Origin of the sequence: Bacillus sp. C28GYM-DRY-1, from assembly GCF_030519405.1 — a bacterium.
Taxonomy (GTDB): Bacteria; Bacillota; Bacilli; order Bacillales; family Bacillaceae; genus Bacillus; species Bacillus spizizenii_A.
Genome location: NZ_JAUMKF010000005.1, coordinates 147,798 through 165,238, shown reverse-complemented (window position 1 = coordinate 165,238; position 17,441 = coordinate 147,798). Strand labels below are relative to the sequence as shown.

At 44.1% G+C, this 17,441-nt stretch carries 15 protein-coding genes and 2 pseudogenes; 3 read left to right on the top strand and 14 right to left on the bottom strand.

Annotated features, from left to right (window positions below; all coding sequences use genetic code 11):
• Positions 1 to 77 precede the first annotated feature (77 nt).
• Positions 78 to 218, bottom strand: coding sequence for a degradation enzyme regulation protein DegQ (gene degQ, locus Q3W56_RS07430; RefSeq protein WP_003220708.1), 141 nt, complete (start codon positions 216 to 218; stop codon positions 78 to 80).
• A gap of 230 nt (positions 219 to 448) precedes the next feature.
• On the opposite strand from degQ, the pseudogene Q3W56_RS21170 reads away from it, so the two are divergent.
• Together Q3W56_RS21170 and Q3W56_RS07425 are read left to right on the top strand one after the other, a co-directional pair.
• Positions 449 to 565: pseudogene (locus Q3W56_RS21170) on the top strand (hypothetical protein).
• 114 nt (positions 566 to 679) lie between these two features.
• The gene (locus Q3W56_RS07425; protein ID WP_019715557.1) at positions 680 to 1,045 is read left to right on the top strand and encodes a YuzC family spore coat inner layer protein; all 366 of its coding nucleotides are present in this window, start codon (positions 680 to 682) and stop codon (positions 1,043 to 1,045) included.
• On the opposite strand, the gene pdeH is transcribed toward Q3W56_RS07425, so the two are convergent.
• The 7 genes from pdeH to Q3W56_RS07390 form a co-directional block, all read right to left on the bottom strand.
• A complete protein-coding gene (gene pdeH, locus Q3W56_RS07420) occupies positions 1,021 to 2,250 on the bottom strand; it encodes a cyclic di-GMP phosphodiesterase (RefSeq protein ID WP_302895024.1) in 1,230 nt (409 codons plus the stop codon). The genes Q3W56_RS07425 and pdeH overlap by 25 nt on opposite strands.
• A 133-nt stretch (positions 2,251 to 2,383) precedes the next feature.
• Positions 2,384 to 3,856: a nicotinate phosphoribosyltransferase gene (locus Q3W56_RS07415; RefSeq protein WP_019715559.1), complete on the bottom strand. Its 1,473-nt coding sequence runs from the start codon at positions 3,854 to 3,856 to the stop codon at positions 2,384 to 2,386.
• Between the two features lie 16 nt (positions 3,857 to 3,872).
• Positions 3,873 to 4,424: a cysteine hydrolase family protein gene (locus Q3W56_RS07410; protein WP_019715560.1), complete on the bottom strand. Its 552-nt coding sequence runs from the start codon at positions 4,422 to 4,424 to the stop codon at positions 3,873 to 3,875.
• A 96-nt stretch (positions 4,425 to 4,520) separates the two neighbouring features.
• Positions 4,521 to 4,919 carry a YueI family protein gene (locus Q3W56_RS07405; RefSeq protein ID WP_019715561.1) on the bottom strand — a complete coding sequence of 133 codons (399 nt, stop codon included), beginning with the start codon at positions 4,917 to 4,919 and terminating at the stop codon, positions 4,521 to 4,523.
• Positions 4,920 to 4,990: 71 nt separating this feature from the next.
• Entirely contained in the window at positions 4,991 to 5,239 is a 249-nt protein-coding gene (locus Q3W56_RS07400) for a YueH family protein (RefSeq protein ID WP_014114991.1), read from the bottom strand.
• A gap of 72 nt (positions 5,240 to 5,311) precedes the next feature.
• On the bottom strand, positions 5,312 to 5,533 hold the full coding sequence (locus tag Q3W56_RS07395) for a spore germination protein (RefSeq protein WP_268398269.1): 222 nt from the start codon (positions 5,531 to 5,533) through the stop codon (positions 5,312 to 5,314).
• A gap of 59 nt (positions 5,534 to 5,592) precedes the next feature.
• Complete coding sequence (locus tag Q3W56_RS07390; RefSeq protein ID WP_302895023.1) at positions 5,593 to 6,702, bottom strand: AI-2E family transporter; 1,110 nt, start codon at positions 6,700 to 6,702, stop codon at positions 5,593 to 5,595.
• A 114-nt stretch (positions 6,703 to 6,816) separates the two neighbouring features.
• Between Q3W56_RS07390 and Q3W56_RS07385 the strand changes: the two are divergent.
• Positions 6,817 to 7,205, top strand: a pseudogene (locus Q3W56_RS07385) (DUF2283 domain-containing protein).
• Positions 7,206 to 7,245: 40 nt separating this feature from the next.
• On the opposite strand, the gene Q3W56_RS07380 reads toward Q3W56_RS07385, so the two are convergent.
• The 6 genes from Q3W56_RS07380 to essC form a co-directional block, all read right to left on the bottom strand.
• A complete protein-coding gene (locus tag Q3W56_RS07380; RefSeq protein ID WP_302895022.1) occupies positions 7,246 to 7,482 on the bottom strand; it encodes a YuzF family protein in 237 nt (78 codons plus the stop codon).
• A gap of 187 nt (positions 7,483 to 7,669) precedes the next feature.
• The gene (locus tag Q3W56_RS07375; protein WP_302895021.1) at positions 7,670 to 8,200 is read right to left on the bottom strand and encodes an HD domain-containing protein; all 531 of its coding nucleotides are present in this window, start codon (positions 8,198 to 8,200) and stop codon (positions 7,670 to 7,672) included.
• A 196-nt stretch (positions 8,201 to 8,396) separates the two neighbouring features.
• The gene (locus Q3W56_RS07370) at positions 8,397 to 9,128 is read right to left on the bottom strand and encodes a (S)-benzoin forming benzil reductase (RefSeq protein ID WP_268398272.1); all 732 of its coding nucleotides are present in this window, start codon (positions 9,126 to 9,128) and stop codon (positions 8,397 to 8,399) included.
• A gap of 66 nt (positions 9,129 to 9,194) precedes the next feature.
• The gene (gene essA / locus Q3W56_RS07365) at positions 9,195 to 9,650 is read right to left on the bottom strand and encodes a type VII secretion protein EssA (RefSeq protein ID WP_302895048.1); all 456 of its coding nucleotides are present in this window, start codon (positions 9,648 to 9,650) and stop codon (positions 9,195 to 9,197) included.
• A gap of 31 nt (positions 9,651 to 9,681) precedes the next feature.
• On the bottom strand, positions 9,682 to 12,915 hold the full coding sequence (gene esaA, locus Q3W56_RS07360) for a type VII secretion protein EsaA (RefSeq protein WP_302895020.1): 3,234 nt from the start codon (positions 12,913 to 12,915) through the stop codon (positions 9,682 to 9,684).
• Complete coding sequence (gene essC, locus Q3W56_RS07355; protein ID WP_302895019.1) at positions 12,912 to 17,399, bottom strand: type VII secretion protein EssC; 4,488 nt, start codon at positions 17,397 to 17,399, stop codon at positions 12,912 to 12,914. The genes esaA and essC overlap by 4 nt, the downstream gene beginning before the upstream one ends.
• Positions 17,400 to 17,441: the final 42 nt, after the last annotated feature.

The following is a 17,441-nucleotide window of genomic DNA, read 5'->3' as shown; positions in this document are numbered from 1 at the left end:
TTTTTTACAATCATATAATACTTTATCCTTTTATTGTATGGGAAAAACGAAAAAAAAGACTTGTTTCCAAGTCTTTTTCACGAAATTTTCATTGCATAATTGTATTTATCGAGCTGATCAATGCTTTTGTTAATGTTTCGTAATGAATCTGTCGTTTCTTTAATATCAAGTTCGAGTCGGAATAACAATTGTTTTACTTCTTCAAGTTTCTTTTCCATCGTTTCCACACTCCTTTTTTTGAAAGATCAATGAATTGTGTATGGTGAACGAGTCCTAGGTATTTGATCTGTTACTAATAGTGTATCTGCTTTTGGCTTATTTTTCACCGAAAAGTATACAAAAAAGTCCTGCGTGACACCGCAAATCTAATTAGATCAAAATACCTAAAGGAATCACAATAAGAACGGGACTATCTTTCTATGAGCAAGAGTGTTTATATGTCCCGAAATTGAGAAAGATTCTTAATCTCCTTGATGTTAACGGGTTTCGCATTCTTATCAAGTGAGACTATAGTCCTAATTACTGTATTTTCAAAAAGGAATATGCGATTCTTGGCGTATCCTGACCGACAAACACCGAAAAAGACCGCAACGCTAAAGTTGTGGCCTTTTCGCTTTGTCATATTCAGCAATTAGGGCTCTATACATATAGAAACATCCCTTTTGTGTGAGGTGCTCCCATGAGTTATTGTTATCCTTGGTTTTACGCCTATCCGTATGAGATTCGCCGCCCTCAGGCTTCTGCCAATACAGATTTCTTTATCCGTTCAGCAAGGGAGGCCTCAGGGCTGTTCGCCGATGCCCAGCTTGTTCTCAACCGCATTGCGGGCTCGCGGGAGCTCTCGCACCGCATTCTGACCGCAGCCGAGCAATCAGACAAACAATCTGTAAAGCGCCTGATCAAACAAATGGGCGTACGGCATGAAGTGGATACGGTCTTTAATCCCGACGGCATCTACATCAGCCTCATCGGGACGCAAAGCCGAATGATTCTTGCTTTGCGGTGGTCAGATGCCCGCAATCATTTTGCGTCCATTAGATTATGACACCACTCCAGAGCTTCAAGATAACATTCATACGCTTCTTCTTTGTCCAGTTCTTTGCCTAATTCTGTGCAAGTGTCCCAGTTGTTGCTTTCAATACATTTCACAAGCTCAAGCATTTGGTAGTAGTCGTTTTGATGGCCTAATAACGCTTGCCCGACTTCATCTTTTAAAGGCAATTCTTGAATAATCTCCTCTATTTCTCGGTGCAGCAGGGTGTCTATGAGAGAAAACATTCCAATCAGCATATAAGAAGCAGGCTGCGGCCTGACTGTTTTTCTTGCCAGCAGCTCACAAAGCTTTGCTCTCATCAAAGAAATCTTAATGATTTCGTGCTTGCTGGAATGCCCTTTACTGCTTAAATCCTTAAAGGAAAGAATGTATATCCACCGTTTGATTTCATTAAACCCAAGCAGCATAATGGCCTGTTGAATACTTTCAATTTTCTGGCTCAAACGGCTGTGGGATGAGTTTAAAAATTTTAAGACTTGATAGGACAGTGATAAATCCCGCTCTATGTATTCGGTCACATGCTTTATGTTAGGCTGTTCTTTGCTCAATTCGTTAAGCAGTTCATAGTAAGAATAGAAGTGAGTCGACAGATCATGCCCGCTGATGATGCGCGGTTCGCTGAAAAAGTAGCCCTGGAATAATTGAAAGCCGTCTTGTGCCGCTTGTTTATATTCTTTTCGGGTCTCTACTTTTTCCGCTAAAAAAATCAAGCCTCTGCAGCCGTAGGTTTGCAAAATTTTTCTGCGTTCCATTCGTGTTGTTTTGAGAAAATCAATTTTCAATATATCAATATAGCTCATGAGCTCTTCCAGTAAGCCTTCATTTTGCGGGTTTATCGCATAAAAATCATCAAGTGCCAGCATATACCCCATTTTTTTCAATTCTTTGCATCTGGAGACGAGGGCCGGCGTGATTGGTATATCTTCAAGGATTTCAATGACAAGCTGTTTCGGGTTGAAGGAGGTGGGAAGGTTCGATAACATCAAGCTTTCCGTAAAATTAACAAAACAGCGTTTCCCTTCCGTCAGCTTCTCAATTCCGATGTTTAAAAAGCTGTTGATTACTAAATCTGTTGTTGCCTGATCGCCGTCTTTCGCGCTATATACATTTTCTTCGCTTTCTCTATACAGCAGCTCATAAGCAACAACCTGTTCTTTTCTATTAAAAATAGGCTGTCTTGCAACAAACACCCTCATTGATTTTCCCCCTTACAATACGCGCAGCTTTCACCCCTTAAGTATATCAAATAATTTGACGAAAATTGTCTAATCATGAAAATTAATATATTCAAAAAGAAACTGGCCCTTCGAAAACGAAAGGCCAGTTTCTTTATTCTTCCTCAAGCTCTTCATCAAGCCTGCTTTTTACTTCATGAATCCGCTGCATTTTATTGCTCCAGCAGTCCTCGCTTAAATCAACCGGATATTCTTCCGGCTTGCTGATTCTCTTATATTCCTCCCACAGCTGGCTGAGGTTATCCTGCACATACTGCTGTATGTCTGAGATCTCAGGATTTTGGTAGCAAAGAATGCCCTTTTCAAAAATCAGCTCATGAAGATCCTTCGCATAAAAATTTGTGACAAATTTGCTGATAAATGTATGAACCGGGTGGAACATTCTGAGCCGCTTCTGATCATTTACCTGTTCATCATAAAGCGCAATATAGTCACCTTCAGAATGATGATTGGACTGATTGATAATGCGGTACACTTTTTTTCTGCCCGGTGTTGTCACTTTTTCAGGATTGGAGGAAATTTTGATCGTATCGACCAATTTCCCGTCTTCTTCAATGGCAACGAGTTTGTAAACCGCGCCGAGAGCCGGCTGGTCATAGGCCGTGATCAGCTTCGTACCGACACCCCAAACATCAATGCGCGCCCCTTGAGCCTTTAAATTCATAATGGTATGCTCATCCAAATCACTTGAAGCAATGACTTTCGCATCTGTAAATCCTGCTTCATCAAGCATTTTCCGGGCTTTTTTTGACAGGTACGCCAAATCGCCGCTGTCCAGGCGAATGCCGATGAAGTTGATGCGGTCTCCGAATTCCTTGGCCACTTTAATCGCATTCGGCATGCCTGAACGAAGTGTGTCATACGTGTCAACTAAGAAGACGCAATCCTTATGCGTTTCCGCGTATTTTTTGAAAGCGGTATATTCATCGCGGTAAGCCTGCACAAGCGCATGCGCATGCGTGCCGGATACTGGAATATTAAAGCGCTTTCCAGCTCTTACATTGCTTGTCGCGCTGAATCCGCCGATTAAGGCTGCTCTCGCTCCCCACATGGCTGCATCCATTTCATGCGCCCGTCTTGTTCCGAATTCAAGCGCGACTTCATCGCCGATGACGCCTTTAATCCGGGCAGCCTTTGTTGCAATTAATGTTTGGTAGTTCACAATGTTGAGCAAAGCCGTTTCAATCAGCTGCGCTTCTACAAGGGGGGCTTCCACCCTCATAATCGGCTCATTGTTAAATACGAGCTCTCCTTCTTTCATGGAGTAAAGTGAGCCTGTAAAAGTCAAACCACGCAAATATTCAATAAAATCTTCATGATACCCGAGTTCTTCCTGTAAATAATTCAGGTCACTATCCGTAAACTTGAAGTTTTCCAGATATTCGATGGCTTTTTCCAAGCCTGCAAATACTGCATAACCATTTTCAAACGGAAGCCTTCTGAAAAAAAGCTCAAAAATGGCTTTCTTTTCATGAATGCCGTCTCTCCAGTAAGTTTCTGCCATATTGATTTGATAAAGGTCTGTATGTAATGACAGGCTGTCATCTTTAAAACCATACTCTAACACTGTTTTTTCCCCTTCCTTACTCTGCCACTTGCGCTCCGATGCTGTTTGCAAAATGGGTAAGAGCCCACGTGTGCCCCTCCTGATTAAAGCTGGCAACAGCCTGTTTGTGCACAACAATCCGAAAACCTTTGTTGTAAGCGTCAACCGCTGTATGCAACACACAAATATCTGTGCAGACACCGGCAAGATGCAATTCGTCAATCTGCCGCTCTCTGAGTTTGAGCTCTAAATCAGTTCCCGCAAAAGCAGAATATCTCGTTTTTTCCATGTAGTAAACATTTGGTTGATGTTCATGTTTCTGATATAGAGGCAAAAGCTTTCCGTACAGATCTTTTCCATCCGTGCCTTTGATATTATGCGGAGGGAAAAGACGGGTTTCAGGGTGATATTGATCCCCTTCATCATGAGAATCTACTGCTAATACGACGTAATCACCATTTGTGATGAATTCTTCAGTCAAATTGACGATCGCCTCTTCAATCATTCTGCCGGGCTCCCCGCAGGTCAATTTTCCGTCACTCGCCACAAAATCATTCGTATAATCAATACAAATAAGTGCTTTTTTCATAGCCTGCCTCCCCGCCATCAGTATGAGAACATTATATCTTATCTCCAGTTGCAAGTGAATTGCCATGAATAAAAAGACAAACGGTCCGTTTGTCTCTTAAGGTTTCAGCACTGACCGGTTAAAAATGTCGTCCTGAATATATATCAATTCACGATTCACAGCGATGTCAGCCGCAATGACAAGGCCTAAAGGCGTATGAAACTGTAGATCAGATACGATCTTGAAGTGCACTCCGTTCCGGTTCGCCATTTGGATATAGGGAGAGTACGATTGATACTGAAGCTCTCCATTAATCAAAAGGGTTATGTTTTTGCTGTTTTTCAGCGCCTGCTCCGCTTCTTTATAGGGTTTGCTTCTGAGCACCTGCCCTTTTGTCAATGCCAAAAGCACTCTTTCCCTTAATGAGCCTAAAAACAAATGGCGCTCATCTGGCTTTGTCTCCAAGGGCCCGTACATTCCTTGCTGCAAATAGAGATCTATTTTTTCATCACTCAAAAGCTTGTCCTCCCGTCTTGTTTGTCTTCATTATCACCTGATCAGGCAGGAGCTAAACTCTCAAGGGCGGTTTACATTTCTGTTACCCAATGAATAATTTTTTTGGCCAGCTCACCAGCCGGTTCTTCCTCTGTATGCCGGCGCAAAGAAGCTTCCAGCCGTTCAGGCAGAGATGCTTTATCTTCTTCATAAGAAATGATCGTACTCCACTCCAGCTGCGGAACCGCTACCAGCGTGCGCAGTTCTTTTCTGTTTTCATGCAGATACACGTCCGTGATCATTCCGGTTTGCGTATTGATATTCGCTTTTCTGATTTTCATAACATGACCTCTCTATTCAAAGACTACCCATATTATACAATAAAAAAGCAACAGCCTCTCCTGAAAAGGCTGTTACTCGTTAAACGAAACGGTTTCATCAATAATATCGGAATCATTGAAATTCGTTTTGCTATGTTCATTATTGACCTTCATATAATCACCTAATTGAAACGCACCCGATCCTGCGCCTGTGTGATCAACGCTCTTTGGCGAAATCGCAAACACATCCCCAAAGCTGGCCGCTGCATCACCTGATATTGACATAATATAAATCGGACCTACAATCGCAGGCATTTCCCCACCTCCGCATTGATTTACAGCATCATATGCAAAGAGGCGCAAATGGTGCCCGCCTATTCAGCGGACTTGGCGTTTTCTTCAAGGCGTGACCGCTGGCGCAGCTTGAACAAGCGGACAATATTCAGGAAGAATGCCTTCACTACCGCGTAGACCGGCACAGCTAAAATCATGCCGAGAATGCCGCCAAAGCTTCCCGCTCCGATCAACAGCAAAATAATCGTAAGCGGATGCGTATTCAGCCGCTTTCCGATTACAAGAGGAGACAGCAGGTTCCCGTCGAGCTGCTGAACGATGACAATAACAATAATCGCAAACAGCGCTTTGGCCGGAGAGTCCATAAAACCAACAATGACAGCCGGCGCAGCACCGAGGAAAGGCCCGACATAAGGAATGATATTGGTAATCGCCATGACAATCCCAAGAATCAAGGCATACGGCAGCCCGGCAATTAAGTAGCCGATAAAACATGCTGTTCCGACAAAAAGACAGATCAACAGCTGTCCCTGAAAATAAGCCGCCAGCGTATCGGATAAATCTTTAAAAATCTTTAAGCCTTCTGTCCGATAAGAAGCCGGAAGAATTTTTACCGCTAGATGCGGAAAGCGATGTCCGTCTTTCAGCATATAAAAAAGGATAAATGGAACAGTGATAATAACAAGTGTGATGTTTGTCACGACACCAAACACCGCAGATAAACTGGACGTGATATTTTGCGGCAAATTTTGGAGAAAGCTTGTCAACGACTGTTCAATTTTTGATATCGATACATAATCCTGATTCATCATCCAGGTAAACCATTGGGAATGGGACAAATCTTTTGTCAGCGACTGAATCTGTTTTATATAATCAGGAAGATTGTTAAACAGCCCGGTCACTTGCGATGTTATGATAGGCCCGACTGACGCTGAAACGAAGGCCAGCAAACCGATAAATAGTAAATAGATCAATAGAATGGATAATGTCCGCGGAATTTTTTTCTCAAGCAGGCGGACGACCGGATTAAAAATGAAATACAAAATTCCCGCAATCAGCATCGGGAAAAACAATGTTGAGATAAAAACAATAAACGGCTGAAATACAAATGAAACCTTTGTTGTTACGTAAATAATCAGCAAAACAAATAAAATCTGCAATGTCCAAAAGTGGACTTTTGATTTCAACAAGCTTTGTTCCTCCTAGTTTTTCTTTGTCTGTCAGATAAAAGGGCTTATACCCCATCATTGTAACAAAAATGAACTCATATCAGAACTCTTAATATAATGAAAGGAGTGTTGATGATGAAAGCAGTGACATATGATAAAGATTCAGAGCTGGCTTATATCTATGTTCTTCCTCCAAAAAAGAGCAGGAATGTACAGTCTGAGGAGCTTAGAGTCAATGATTGTATCCTGCTGAATACCAGCCAAACGGCAAAATCGCCGGATTCGAATGTTTTTGTGAGGCAGCACTGCTCTGTGCCCCATTTGCCGGGAAATCCCGGCTATATGTAAAAGATTCAGATGGTTATCATTTTCGTGTCCGCCAATATGCTTCAGTCCGTTCCAGCTATACAGTGTACGGCGTCACTTTTTGTTTTTCAGATGGTGATTACCAAGGATTTGCCGGGTTTGTCCTTGACGATATAATGTATCATAGTGCTTTTTTACAGCGCTTAACAGAAAAATAGGACGTCTCGGTGTACGCCTATTTTTCATGCGCAAGCACTGTTAAACCCGCTCACTGTAATCTGGCGTGATGGAAATCATATGCTGAATTCTGATCAAACAAACAGAATCTTGGGCTGCTTCAATGGTGATATGGTCAGGTTTTACATCGATCAGTCTGCCTCTGACCGTATCTCGTACTGTTTGTATCACGAACCTTGAGCCGATGAGCTTTTTAATGGTCTGATAGACATAAGGATCGACTAAAGAGACCAGTTGCGGACTACCTTGGTTGACCATACTTCAATCCCCTTTTGATGTTTTATCTCAGTTTATGCCGTAATTATGGATAATGACACAGGCTTACCTGATAAAACGAGGAACGCGGGGATTTTAGGAGACTATGTTGGGAAGCGGTTGTAAAGGAAATGGTGATGAAGCGGAGACAGCGAAGAAAGCTGGCGCTGTTCCGTGAAAAAAGCGGGACTTATACAGGCTTTGTCATGGATGCCTGGGCTTGGTCGATTAATCGGTCCAGCTTTTCTATTTTTTTACGTGCAGTTGAAGGATCAATTCGGCGATAATGATGGTGGCCTCCCGGCTCTTCATCAAGTTCGTCCGCTTTTTTGACAATCTGCTGCAGTGTGTTTTTATCTAATTCGCCTTCAGGTAAATAGGAATCGGTATGAAGCAAAATGGCAAGGGCAATCTCTTTTGCCGCTTTCGGTTCCTCGCCAAGCCGAATCAGAAGCTTATGAGCCCGTTCCGCCCCTTTAATGGCATGAATGTCATTTCTTTTGTATTTCTCATAATCCCACTTTCCGTCTGTATACCATTCATAATGGCCGATATCATGCAACAGTGCCGCTTTTGCAGCTAAATCAGGGTTGATGTCATTCTTTATAGACAGCCTGTACGCATGGTAAGCGCAGGCAATCGCATGTGCCACGCCGGAACGCTGTAAATATTTTTGTGCAATTGGATGGGTGAAAACATCCATTAATGTAACCTTTCTCATGGAAACCCCTCCTTTAGATATTTTTAGAATCCTAACATAATTTGCAGAGAAACTCAATTCTTATGTCACATCATTTTGTCTTTTAATCATCATTGTTATACCCTAAAAGCAGAGTTTCAGTCAGTATATGCGGCTGCTCATCAGAATGCGAGGGCGATAGATTTTTTTATAAAAAAAAGAGCAGAAAATATCTGCTCTACAAAAACTCTTTAATATCGTAAATGCGTCCGTTTTCTGTCCCTTTTTCTAATAAAGAAAGCAGTGTGCCGGCAATAAAGGACGGACTGCGAAGGCTTCCTGTTTCATTTAATTTCCGGAAACGTTCAATGTCGTGGAAATCCTTTTTCGATGAAGAACGGATGACAGCTTGCATCTCAGTGTCCATCACACCTGGTGAGAAGGAAATCATGTTCACTGGCAGTTCTTCGTCCTCTTGTTCAAATCCAAATGTCCTCGTAAACATGTCGAGACCGGCTTTTGAGCTGCAATACGCGCTCCATCCCTTATATGGATTTTTGGCGGCGCCTGACGTAATGTTGACAACCGTCTTTTGGCCGCTGTATAATGCTAACCTTTTTGTAAACAGCTGACTCAAAAGGACGGGTGCTGTCAAGTTCAGTTGATAATGGCGCTGAAGCTCGTCAAGAGACGCTTCGCCGGCGCGTTTGATCGGCGTTACCATTCCGGCGTTATTGATCAGGGTAATACCTGAATAACGATCTGGATTAATGGATGAAAGCAATGTTTCAAATTGCTGTTCAGCTTCTGTGAGATTAATGAGGTCTATTTGATGCTGCGTCAGTTTTTCGTGAGAGACATCCGCTTTTGTTCTGGATAAGGCATGGACTTCATGGCCCTTCTCTAAAGCCTGTAATGCAATGGCTTCTCCCAGTCCTTTTGACGCTCCGGTGATGATATAAAGTTCCATTAGAAACAACCTCCTCCTTCCATTCCTATTGTACGGTACCGCTTTAGCACAACACAAGCACAGGGCCTATGCCTTTTTGTTCTCCTGCGCTGTGACTTTTGGGATGAGGAACACAATGCCTGCAATTCCGAGCAGGATCAGCACAACATAGATAATCGGAAGCAGTAACGAAGATGTACCATGTCCTTCTTCTGTTTCTGGGGATGACGTCTTTTTCATTGGTTTTTCAGCAAACGTAATCCCGAGCTGTTTCGACTGGGCCGCAATCGTGTTGGATTCCTCGGGATTTGTTGATGTAAACAAATTTTTTATCAGCTCGGCGTCCTTGTCCTCGGGCTGATCAAAAGTGAAATTCTTCTGTTCCTCAGGCAGTTCTACTTTCTCTTCATAGTAGGCATCTTCATGCAAATAATTCGTATCGATTTCAATGTCTTTTTTTTCATATTGGTTTGGCGCGACATCTGTATTTTCCTCGGTTTCGGCAGCGGCGGCAGAGGGTATGAAAAGGGAAAAGGAGAGCATACACATCATGATCCCCTTTTCCATGCTGCGATTACGCTTCATACGTTTCATCGCTTTCTGCTTTGTGTTCGGCCATCATTCGGATAATCAGCGGCAAAGCCGCGGCAATTACCGCAATGATCAGCAGAACCGTTATTCCCATTGTAAACAAGTGTCCTGTACCGTACTGGATGTCGATATATACTTTCGAAACCGGATCTTCAAATGTAAAGTTCGGCATGATCAAATCAATAAGCGGTGCGACATAGAATAGAATCATTGCCGCTGAAGCGACCCACCCAGGGATTGAACCGAATCTGAATGCTGTCCGGATGAAGGCAGAGCTTGCAACCAGCAATAGAATCGTAAACACCGACCACTTAATCGTCTGATCGTCCGGCAGTGAATAAATATTCAAACCGAACAAGCTGATCATGAGTCCGACAAGGATATTCAGAATTCCGAATAGCGCTCCTTTTACGAGAAGCGGCGCATTTTGATAATACGAGCTGAAATAGCCAATTAACAGGCTGCTGATCAACACAATGACAAGGATGACAACCGGCGGTACCATCTGAATTTTTTCTTCAGGAACCTCTCCGCTGATTTTAAGCGGATTTGCCAAGTAATCATATACATAGCCGTTGTTTTGGCCGTCTACTAATGTATTTCCGAGTATGCCGTATACGTCATTGCGTACGAGTTTCGTGGAAGCGACATTTTTCCCCCAGTTGTTGTTTAAGGTGTCAGCTTTCGCCTGAACATCATTGACGCTTTGCTGCATATTCGTCGTGTAATCAATAATGCCTGATTGGCGATCAGACAATGACCCCATCATGTCTGACATTTGCAGCACTTCCTGGCCGACTGTATCTTGGATACTCAGTGCCATTGTGCCAGACAGCCCGTCGTTACTGAACGTCGCTGCTTCTTGTGTTGTGCCCGTTACGAGCTGTTCTGTCGCTTTTGCGGCACTTTCAGAGATGTTCGTCAGTTCGTCGAGAACACCTGCTTGAGAGTCACGGATGAAGCCGCTGTAGTCCTCTGTAAATTTAGTCATGCCGTCGATAAAGCTGTTAATGTCTTCATCGGTTTGCATCGTGTTGTTTTTGAGTTCTTCCCAGCTTGCTGATTCTTCCGGTGTGAGAGCCAGGATTGATTTGACTTTGCCTTGCAAACCATTTATCGCATTGGTTTTTGCCTTGCTATCTATGGTTCTGGATAATACAGAGTCATATACAGATAGATATTTGTAATATCTCATTAAAGCATTGATATTTTCTGTATTGATTTCTTCGGAGAATTGAAGCTGATCTTTATTTTCCAGATCGCGAATCGCGCTGTAAATCCCTTCAAACTCCCGCTTCCGTTTCGCTTCAAGGTTTCCAAGTTTCGTTTCGAGCTGTTTCACTTTAAATTTCAAGTCATCAATTTCATCATTGAGACCATCCATTTGCTCTTTAAGTTCTTCTAATTTCTTTTTCAGCTCTTCATTATGGGCAGTTTCTTTTTCTTTGAGTTCTTCTTCAATTTGCTTCATTCGCTCAGACGCTTTGCTGAGCTGTTCTTTTGCTTTTGCGATATCAGAAATCTCATCGTTTCCGGTTTGTTCTTCGTCCTCAGGCTGAGTCGTGCCACCGTCGCTTCCTGTATCTCCAGTATCTCCGGTTCCATCTTCATTTGCCAGCTGGATCATTTGAAGGGTTGCGTCAGATGATGCAGTTTGTTCGGCAGATGTGTCCGTTTCGGTTTGTCCGCTGTCTGACTCACCGTTAGTGGCATCGCTGTTATGATCCTGGCCGTCTGTTCCCGGCTGCTGGTCCTGATCCTGAGTGTTGCCGTCCGTTTGTCCGTCTGTTCCAGTATCACTGCTGTTGTCACCGTTTCCGGTGTCTCCCTGTGGTGTATCGGGATTTGTGTTGGTTCCGTCAGGGTTTGCCGGGGCGTCAGTAGACGGTTCATCTGTTACCGGGTCCTCTGGTGCCGGCTTCTCTTTTTCAGCCTCCTTCAGATTGTCTGAAATGTCCTGAATGTCAGCGGCGATGCTTTTCAGTTCTTCCCGCTGTTTTTCAAGATCGATTTTCAGGTCTTCGGGATTCTCTTCCTTCGGTTCTTTATCTTTATCTTGATTATCATTGTCAGAGCCGTCGTCTACGACTGGGTCATCCCCTTTCGCAACTGTCAGCGCCTGACGCGCTGGTACAAGCAGATCATAAACCTGATTTAATGCCGTTTGTCTTGAAGCGGCCTGATATTGTTCAATTAAATGACTTTGAATTTTCGCCATACCAAGTTCCTGCTGAGGCACTTGGCCCTCTCTCAGTTGCTGTGCTTTTGCCAACACTGTACTTGTTTGTGCAAGCTGTGTTTTCACTTGGCTGATTCCTGTTGCCAGTCCGCTCATCCGTTCACTGAATTGGTTCGCCTTTTGCTGTGCTTGAATGGCATCAAGGCCTGTCTGGATTTGCTGCTGAGTGGCATCTTGGGCTGTCAAAAGCAGTTTTTTCTGATTTTCTTGATATTTTTTGTACCTTTCAACGGTATCAATGAAATCCTTCAGCGTGTTTTTGGCTTCTTCCGCTGTTGAAGCTTTTTCTTTTGTCGTGCTTTGCGCTTCATTCATTGATTTCTTCAGCTCATCGATTAAGTCTTTTTGCTGTTTGATTTCACCTGCTAAATCATTTGAGCTAGGTTTGTAAAAGTTGTACATGACATTCTGGAATTCAGATTCTTTATTGACGATATTGTCAAATTCTCCTCTGATGCTGTCTACTTTTTGTGACACAAAATTCCAATATAAGGCCGACATTTTTTTGTTCATATTCTTTTGCGCATCCTCGAGCTCACGCTGCACTTTTTCTTTGTTGACCGCATTCAGGTTATCCTGAATGCTGAATTCGAGCGTTGCTTTTTGAGGATGGTCTTTGTCATAGCTCAGAATGTTTTTTGAGAAATCTGAGGGAATGTAGACAATCGCATCGTATTTCTTTGATGCGAGACCAGTCTCGGCCGCGCTTCGGTTTACGACTGTCCATGAATAATTGGGACGTTCACCCAGAACAGTCGCTACTTCCTTGCCGAACTGGGCGGATTTGTCCTCTTCATCAGACTTCACTTCTTCGCTCAATACGCCTGTGTCTTCATTCACCACCGCGATTTGCCGCGTTGAATTCGCTACTTTTTTCGCCGGGTCTTCCCCGATAAAGCGGAAAAACAAAACCGGCAGCAGCAAAATGATGATGACGGCGGATATTAACTTGATCAAGCTTTTTCGTTGTTCTGTCATCTAGCACTCTCCCTTTCAGCAGAACATAAAGGAATTTGAACTTTTTGCTCCTTCCCGTTTTCCACAACATATCCGAAGCCCGGCTGAATCTCAGGCTCCTGTCTTTGGTACGGGAGAGGAATGACATTTTGCTCAGATTTTTTCATCAGCACAATCGCATGGCGAATTTGCTTCATCTCTGTCGTCAAGGAGTCATAGCCTTTTGAGAATTCGCTGTGATTTCCGCCCGGGATAAAACTGAACCCAAGATGCGCATAGGATTTCATGAAGTTTGCCAGACGGTCTTGTATTCTCGTATCAATCGTCTGCTGGAATCTCGTAATCCCGTCAATCATCAGCACCACTTGTGAGAATCGCAGATTTTGCGCATCTCCCTGGCGGACGGCTTCTACATACATGGCTTCTCTTGTTTTGAAAATATCTTCTGCTGTTTCGATCCACTGCTCAATATCTTCTTTCGTTTCCAAATATGAGACATCTGATTCTTTCGCATATTGGGACAATCCGCGGTCAATCGAGTCAAACAGGCCGACCATTTCGGTTTCATCGTCTATCAGATGTTCAAGCATTACTTTTAAGACGTTTGTTTTCCCGCGCTGGGTCTGTCCTAAAATTAGGCAGTGCTTGTGCTTGCCTAAATCAAAATAGACTGGGCTGACTGTTTCTTCATGAAGCCCGATTGGTACTGATAAAGGCTTGCGTTCCAGCTTGAAGCGGAGAGAAAATTCTCTCGTCGACAGGCTCTCAGGCAGCATTGGAATCGGTGCCGGCTGCTCCATTGAAGCAAAGCGCTCCTGAAGTTGCTGAACGTCAGATTTCAGCCCGTTGAACATGCTGATATCATCATCAGCGTCAACAGGGAGGAACATTTGCGCAAAATAAAGCTCTTCCTTTTGAATGATGACGCGACCCGGAATCGGTTCGAGATTGAACTTCGGCCGTCCGTAAATGGAATATCCCTCGGATTGATCCATCAGATAATGGACTACCTTTGTTTTCAGGTTATTTAACAATGACTGGCGGACAGCATTCACACGCGTTGCTGTCAGCATGAAGTAAATGCCCAAGCTCTGCCCGTCTCTTGAAAGCTGGACAAATTCCGATTCAAGCTCATGCATCTCATCCTTGACGATATCAAAGTTGTCAATGGTGATGAATATGAACGGAAGCTCTTCTTCGCTCAGCGCATTATACATTTTGATGTGGCTGATTTCTTTTTCCCTGAACAGACGTTTACGGCGGTCAATTTCTTCTTTAATTCGAATCATGAACTTTTCAATTTTTCTTGATTGGTCCATCAGGAAGTAATCCGCGGTATGCGGGAGCTTCGCTAATGGCAGAAGCGTTCCGTTACCGAAATCAAAGATATAGACATGAAGCTCTTCAGGTGTGTATACATCCGCAAAGCTCATCAGGAACGTTGCGGCTGCAATTGATTTTCCGTAGCCGGAAGAGCCGAATATGCCTATATTTCCGTCTTCCATCATCTTATAAGCAATTGGCGCCTGTCTTTGCAGATCAGGTTCATCGACATACGCGAAGTGGAAATGATCTTTTTCGTCCGATGGGAAGAGAGTGCGCGGAATACGTTCCGCGAGCGGCGGCAGCCAAGGGCTTGGCAGCTTCTCAATCTTCATTTCATCTTGGATCCGTTCAATTTCGTCAACTATAGCTTCTATTTCTGTTTGAACGTCTTTTTTCGCAATATCTTCGGTATCCACTTCAGAAAGCGGGATCAGGCCCGTATCCGTGACGATCGCGATTTCATCCTCAGTTCCGTAGACTTCCTCTAAGTAAGGCGCCCCGCTCCAGGCGGATTGGAACAGCTCATATACTTCATTGTTGCCGACCTGCAAATAACCGCGTCCTGTCACGGTAATGTTTGCGGCATCGCTGTTTTTCAAAATTTCTTTACTGTCGGTAGCATCCTGAACCTTCAGCGCTACTTTAAAGCGCGAGTTACTCCAGATCTGGTCGTCGATGATGCCGCCCGGCTTCTGTGTCGCCAAAATCAAATGCACGCCGAGGCTTCGCCCGATACGCGCTGCACTGACAAGCTCCCTGATAAAATCAGGCTCCTCGCTTTTCAGCTCGGCGAATTCATCAGAAATTAAGAACAAGTGAGGCATCGCCACTTCTGCTTTCCCCTGCTTGTACAGCTTTGTATAGTCATTGATGTGATTGACTTGATACTGATCAAACAGGCGCTGCCTTTTTTTCAGCTCGCTTTTAATGGAAGCAAGCGCACGCATACTGAAGTTCTTGCTGCCTTCAATATTCGTGATTGTGCCGAGCAGATGAGGAATGTTGCGAAACGGCTGCGCCATCCCTCCGCCCTTATAGTCAATTAATAAGAAAGCCGCTTCATGCGGGTGAAAATGCACCGCAAGTGACAGGATGTAAGTCTGGAGAAATTCACTTTTCCCAGACCCCGTTGTCCCCGCAAGCAACCCGTGCGGGCCGTGAGCTTTTTCATGAAGGTTCAGATACACAATGTCATCTTTTCCCTTATAGCCGATCGGCACTGACAGCGACTTCGACGATTCACTCGTCAGCCATCTTTGCTGAATGCCGATTTCTTTTACTTCCTTCGCATGGAAAAGCTCCAAGAACGATACCGTTTCCGGAATGGAATTCGTAATTCCGACCTGATGATTCAGCGTCCGCAGTGTGCGTGAGAAACGTTCATTGTCCCCGCGTTGATGATGGTCAAGGCGGAACGGAATTCTTACCGCCTTTTTCTTCTGTATTAAAATGTCGCCTTCATGCTCATTGATGTAGCGGACAAGGGTCGTAATATTTTCCGACAAGCTTTCCTTTGTTTCTGCGGCCACAATTGTAGAGATGCCCAGATGCTCATGCTGCCCTTCTAAATATTCGAGAATGACGTGCTCTGAGATCAGCTGCTGATTCGTGATGATAAATACAAAATGCGGTTTGAACTGCAATTTTTCTTTGTCATCTTCGAGATCTCGCTCTCTGATTAATTCATAAAGTGAAGACAGGAGCTGATCTCGGGTTTGCTCATTATATATAAAACCTTTCGCATAAATATGGGGCATTTGAAATTGCGGAAGCCACTTCATCCACTCCCAGTCTCTATACTCTTCTTCATGAAAAATAAAAACGAAACGCAGATCGTGATAGCTATTGAAGAACGCGAGCTGTCCGATCAGCTGGTGAATCTCATTTTTCACAATTTGCATTTTACCGACAAGCCCCATCGGACCTTCCGCCAAATCGACCGTAACCGGCGCATTGCGGATGTCCTTATAAACACGCTGCATGTGCTGGGATTTTTCCATGAGGTCATCAATATCACGATTGGCCAAGTCTCCGCCGCTCATATTGATTTCATAGCTTGAAGGGACTGTTCCTGTCCCCAGCCGCAGCTGAAGATAATCCTTGCTTTCAAGCGACTTTTCCCAGATCCGGTCACTGATTTCACTTGTTAGGTATTTCATTTGTTCGAACGAAGGGAAGTGAAATTCAAGTACCTGCTTTTGCTTTTCAGCTAGCGCCTGAAGCTCTTTCCGCTTATTGTCTAGGTAAAGCTTATATACGCGCTCCCGTTTTTCCTCGCGTTTTTTCCGCTGGTTTTTATCCCGGAAATATTGCACCGTCGAGGTAATGAGGGTCATCATAAACATCGCCAGAGAAACGAGTATGAATATCCCGCGCGGCTGGATGATGGCGACCACGCCCATCACGATCAGCATGACGAGCGGCGGCAGAATGACGAGCCACAGCCCTCTGTTGGTTTGATCGCTCTCCTGAGAGGGAAAACTGAAGGAAACGCGGTCATCCGGCAAATCGTACACCATCCGCGGTGTTCTTCTGTACTGCGGATATTTTTTCTGCATCTCTGTGCTTGGTTTGACCGTTTCTGTTAATGCTGTTTCAAACGGTGCAAAATGAACAATTTCTAAAAGGTCTTGTTCCGTCACTCTCATTTGCGTAAAGTTCCAGAAAATTTCATCCCCCGGGTGGAGCGGTGTATTGGCGATGATCTTCTCTCCGTTCAAGAAAATCGTCCCGCTTTCAGGATGAACCGACCACCTTTCGCCGACACGAAGCAAAGAAAACGTGCTTTGATCAGCAAAATCAAATTCTTGCGGATTCAAATACATATCTGCATTTGTTTTTTCAGAAGAGCATGTGATTTCATCCCGATTCCCCGTAAAATAAACGGATTTCTCAGGCTCATTGCCCATCAAGATCAAGTGTATACTCTGCTGATCCGTTTGGAGGGTAAATGATGTACCCGGCTCAATCGTGCCAAGACAATCATTACCCTGGAAAACTTCGTATTGGCCGCCGGATTCCTTTCTTTGAAGAGAAATCACTCCGCTTTCAAACGGAATGGTGCCGATCGTAACGGAATCCTTCACATCAGGCCCTATGGTCACCGGATGGGACGACGGGAGGTCAGACAGTTTCAATTTTTGAACGTTATTTTGGTAGAAAACCCATAATAGACTCAAATGGCGAACCCCCTAACAGCCGACTGGCAGCATGCGATGACC

Bases quoted from the DNA above. Each gene is read 5' to 3' on its own strand.
- pdeH (WP_302895024.1), bottom strand. From the start codon at position 2,250: ATGAGGGTGTTTGTTGCAAGACAGCCTATTTTTAATAGAAAAGAACAG.
- Q3W56_RS07395 (WP_268398269.1), bottom strand. From the start codon at position 5,533: ATGCCTGCGATTGTAGGTCCGATTTATATTATGTCAATATCAGGTGAT.
- essA (WP_302895048.1), bottom strand. From the start codon at position 9,650: ATGCTCTCCTTTTCCCTTTTCATACCCTCTGCCGCCGCTGCCGAAACC.
- Q3W56_RS07375 (WP_302895021.1), bottom strand. From the start codon at position 8,200: ATGAGAAAGGTTACATTAATGGATGTTTTCACCCATCCAATTGCACAA.
- Q3W56_RS07380 (WP_302895022.1), bottom strand. From the start codon at position 7,482: ATGGTCAACCAAGGTAGTCCGCAACTGGTCTCTTTAGTCGATCCTTAT.
- degQ (WP_003220708.1), bottom strand. From the start codon at position 218: ATGGAAAAGAAACTTGAAGAAGTAAAACAATTGTTATTCCGACTCGAA.
- esaA (WP_302895020.1), bottom strand. From the start codon at position 12,915: ATGACAGAACAACGAAAAAGCTTGATCAAGTTAATATCCGCCGTCATC.
- Q3W56_RS07425 (WP_019715557.1), top strand. From the start codon at position 680: ATGAGTTATTGTTATCCTTGGTTTTACGCCTATCCGTATGAGATTCGC.
- Q3W56_RS07400 (WP_014114991.1), bottom strand. From the start codon at position 5,239: ATGAAAATCAGAAAAGCGAATATCAATACGCAAACCGGAATGATCACG.
- Q3W56_RS07370 (WP_268398272.1), bottom strand. From the start codon at position 9,128: ATGGAACTTTATATCATCACCGGAGCGTCAAAAGGACTGGGAGAAGCC.
- Q3W56_RS07410 (WP_019715560.1), bottom strand. From the start codon at position 4,424: ATGAAAAAAGCACTTATTTGTATTGATTATACGAATGATTTTGTGGCG.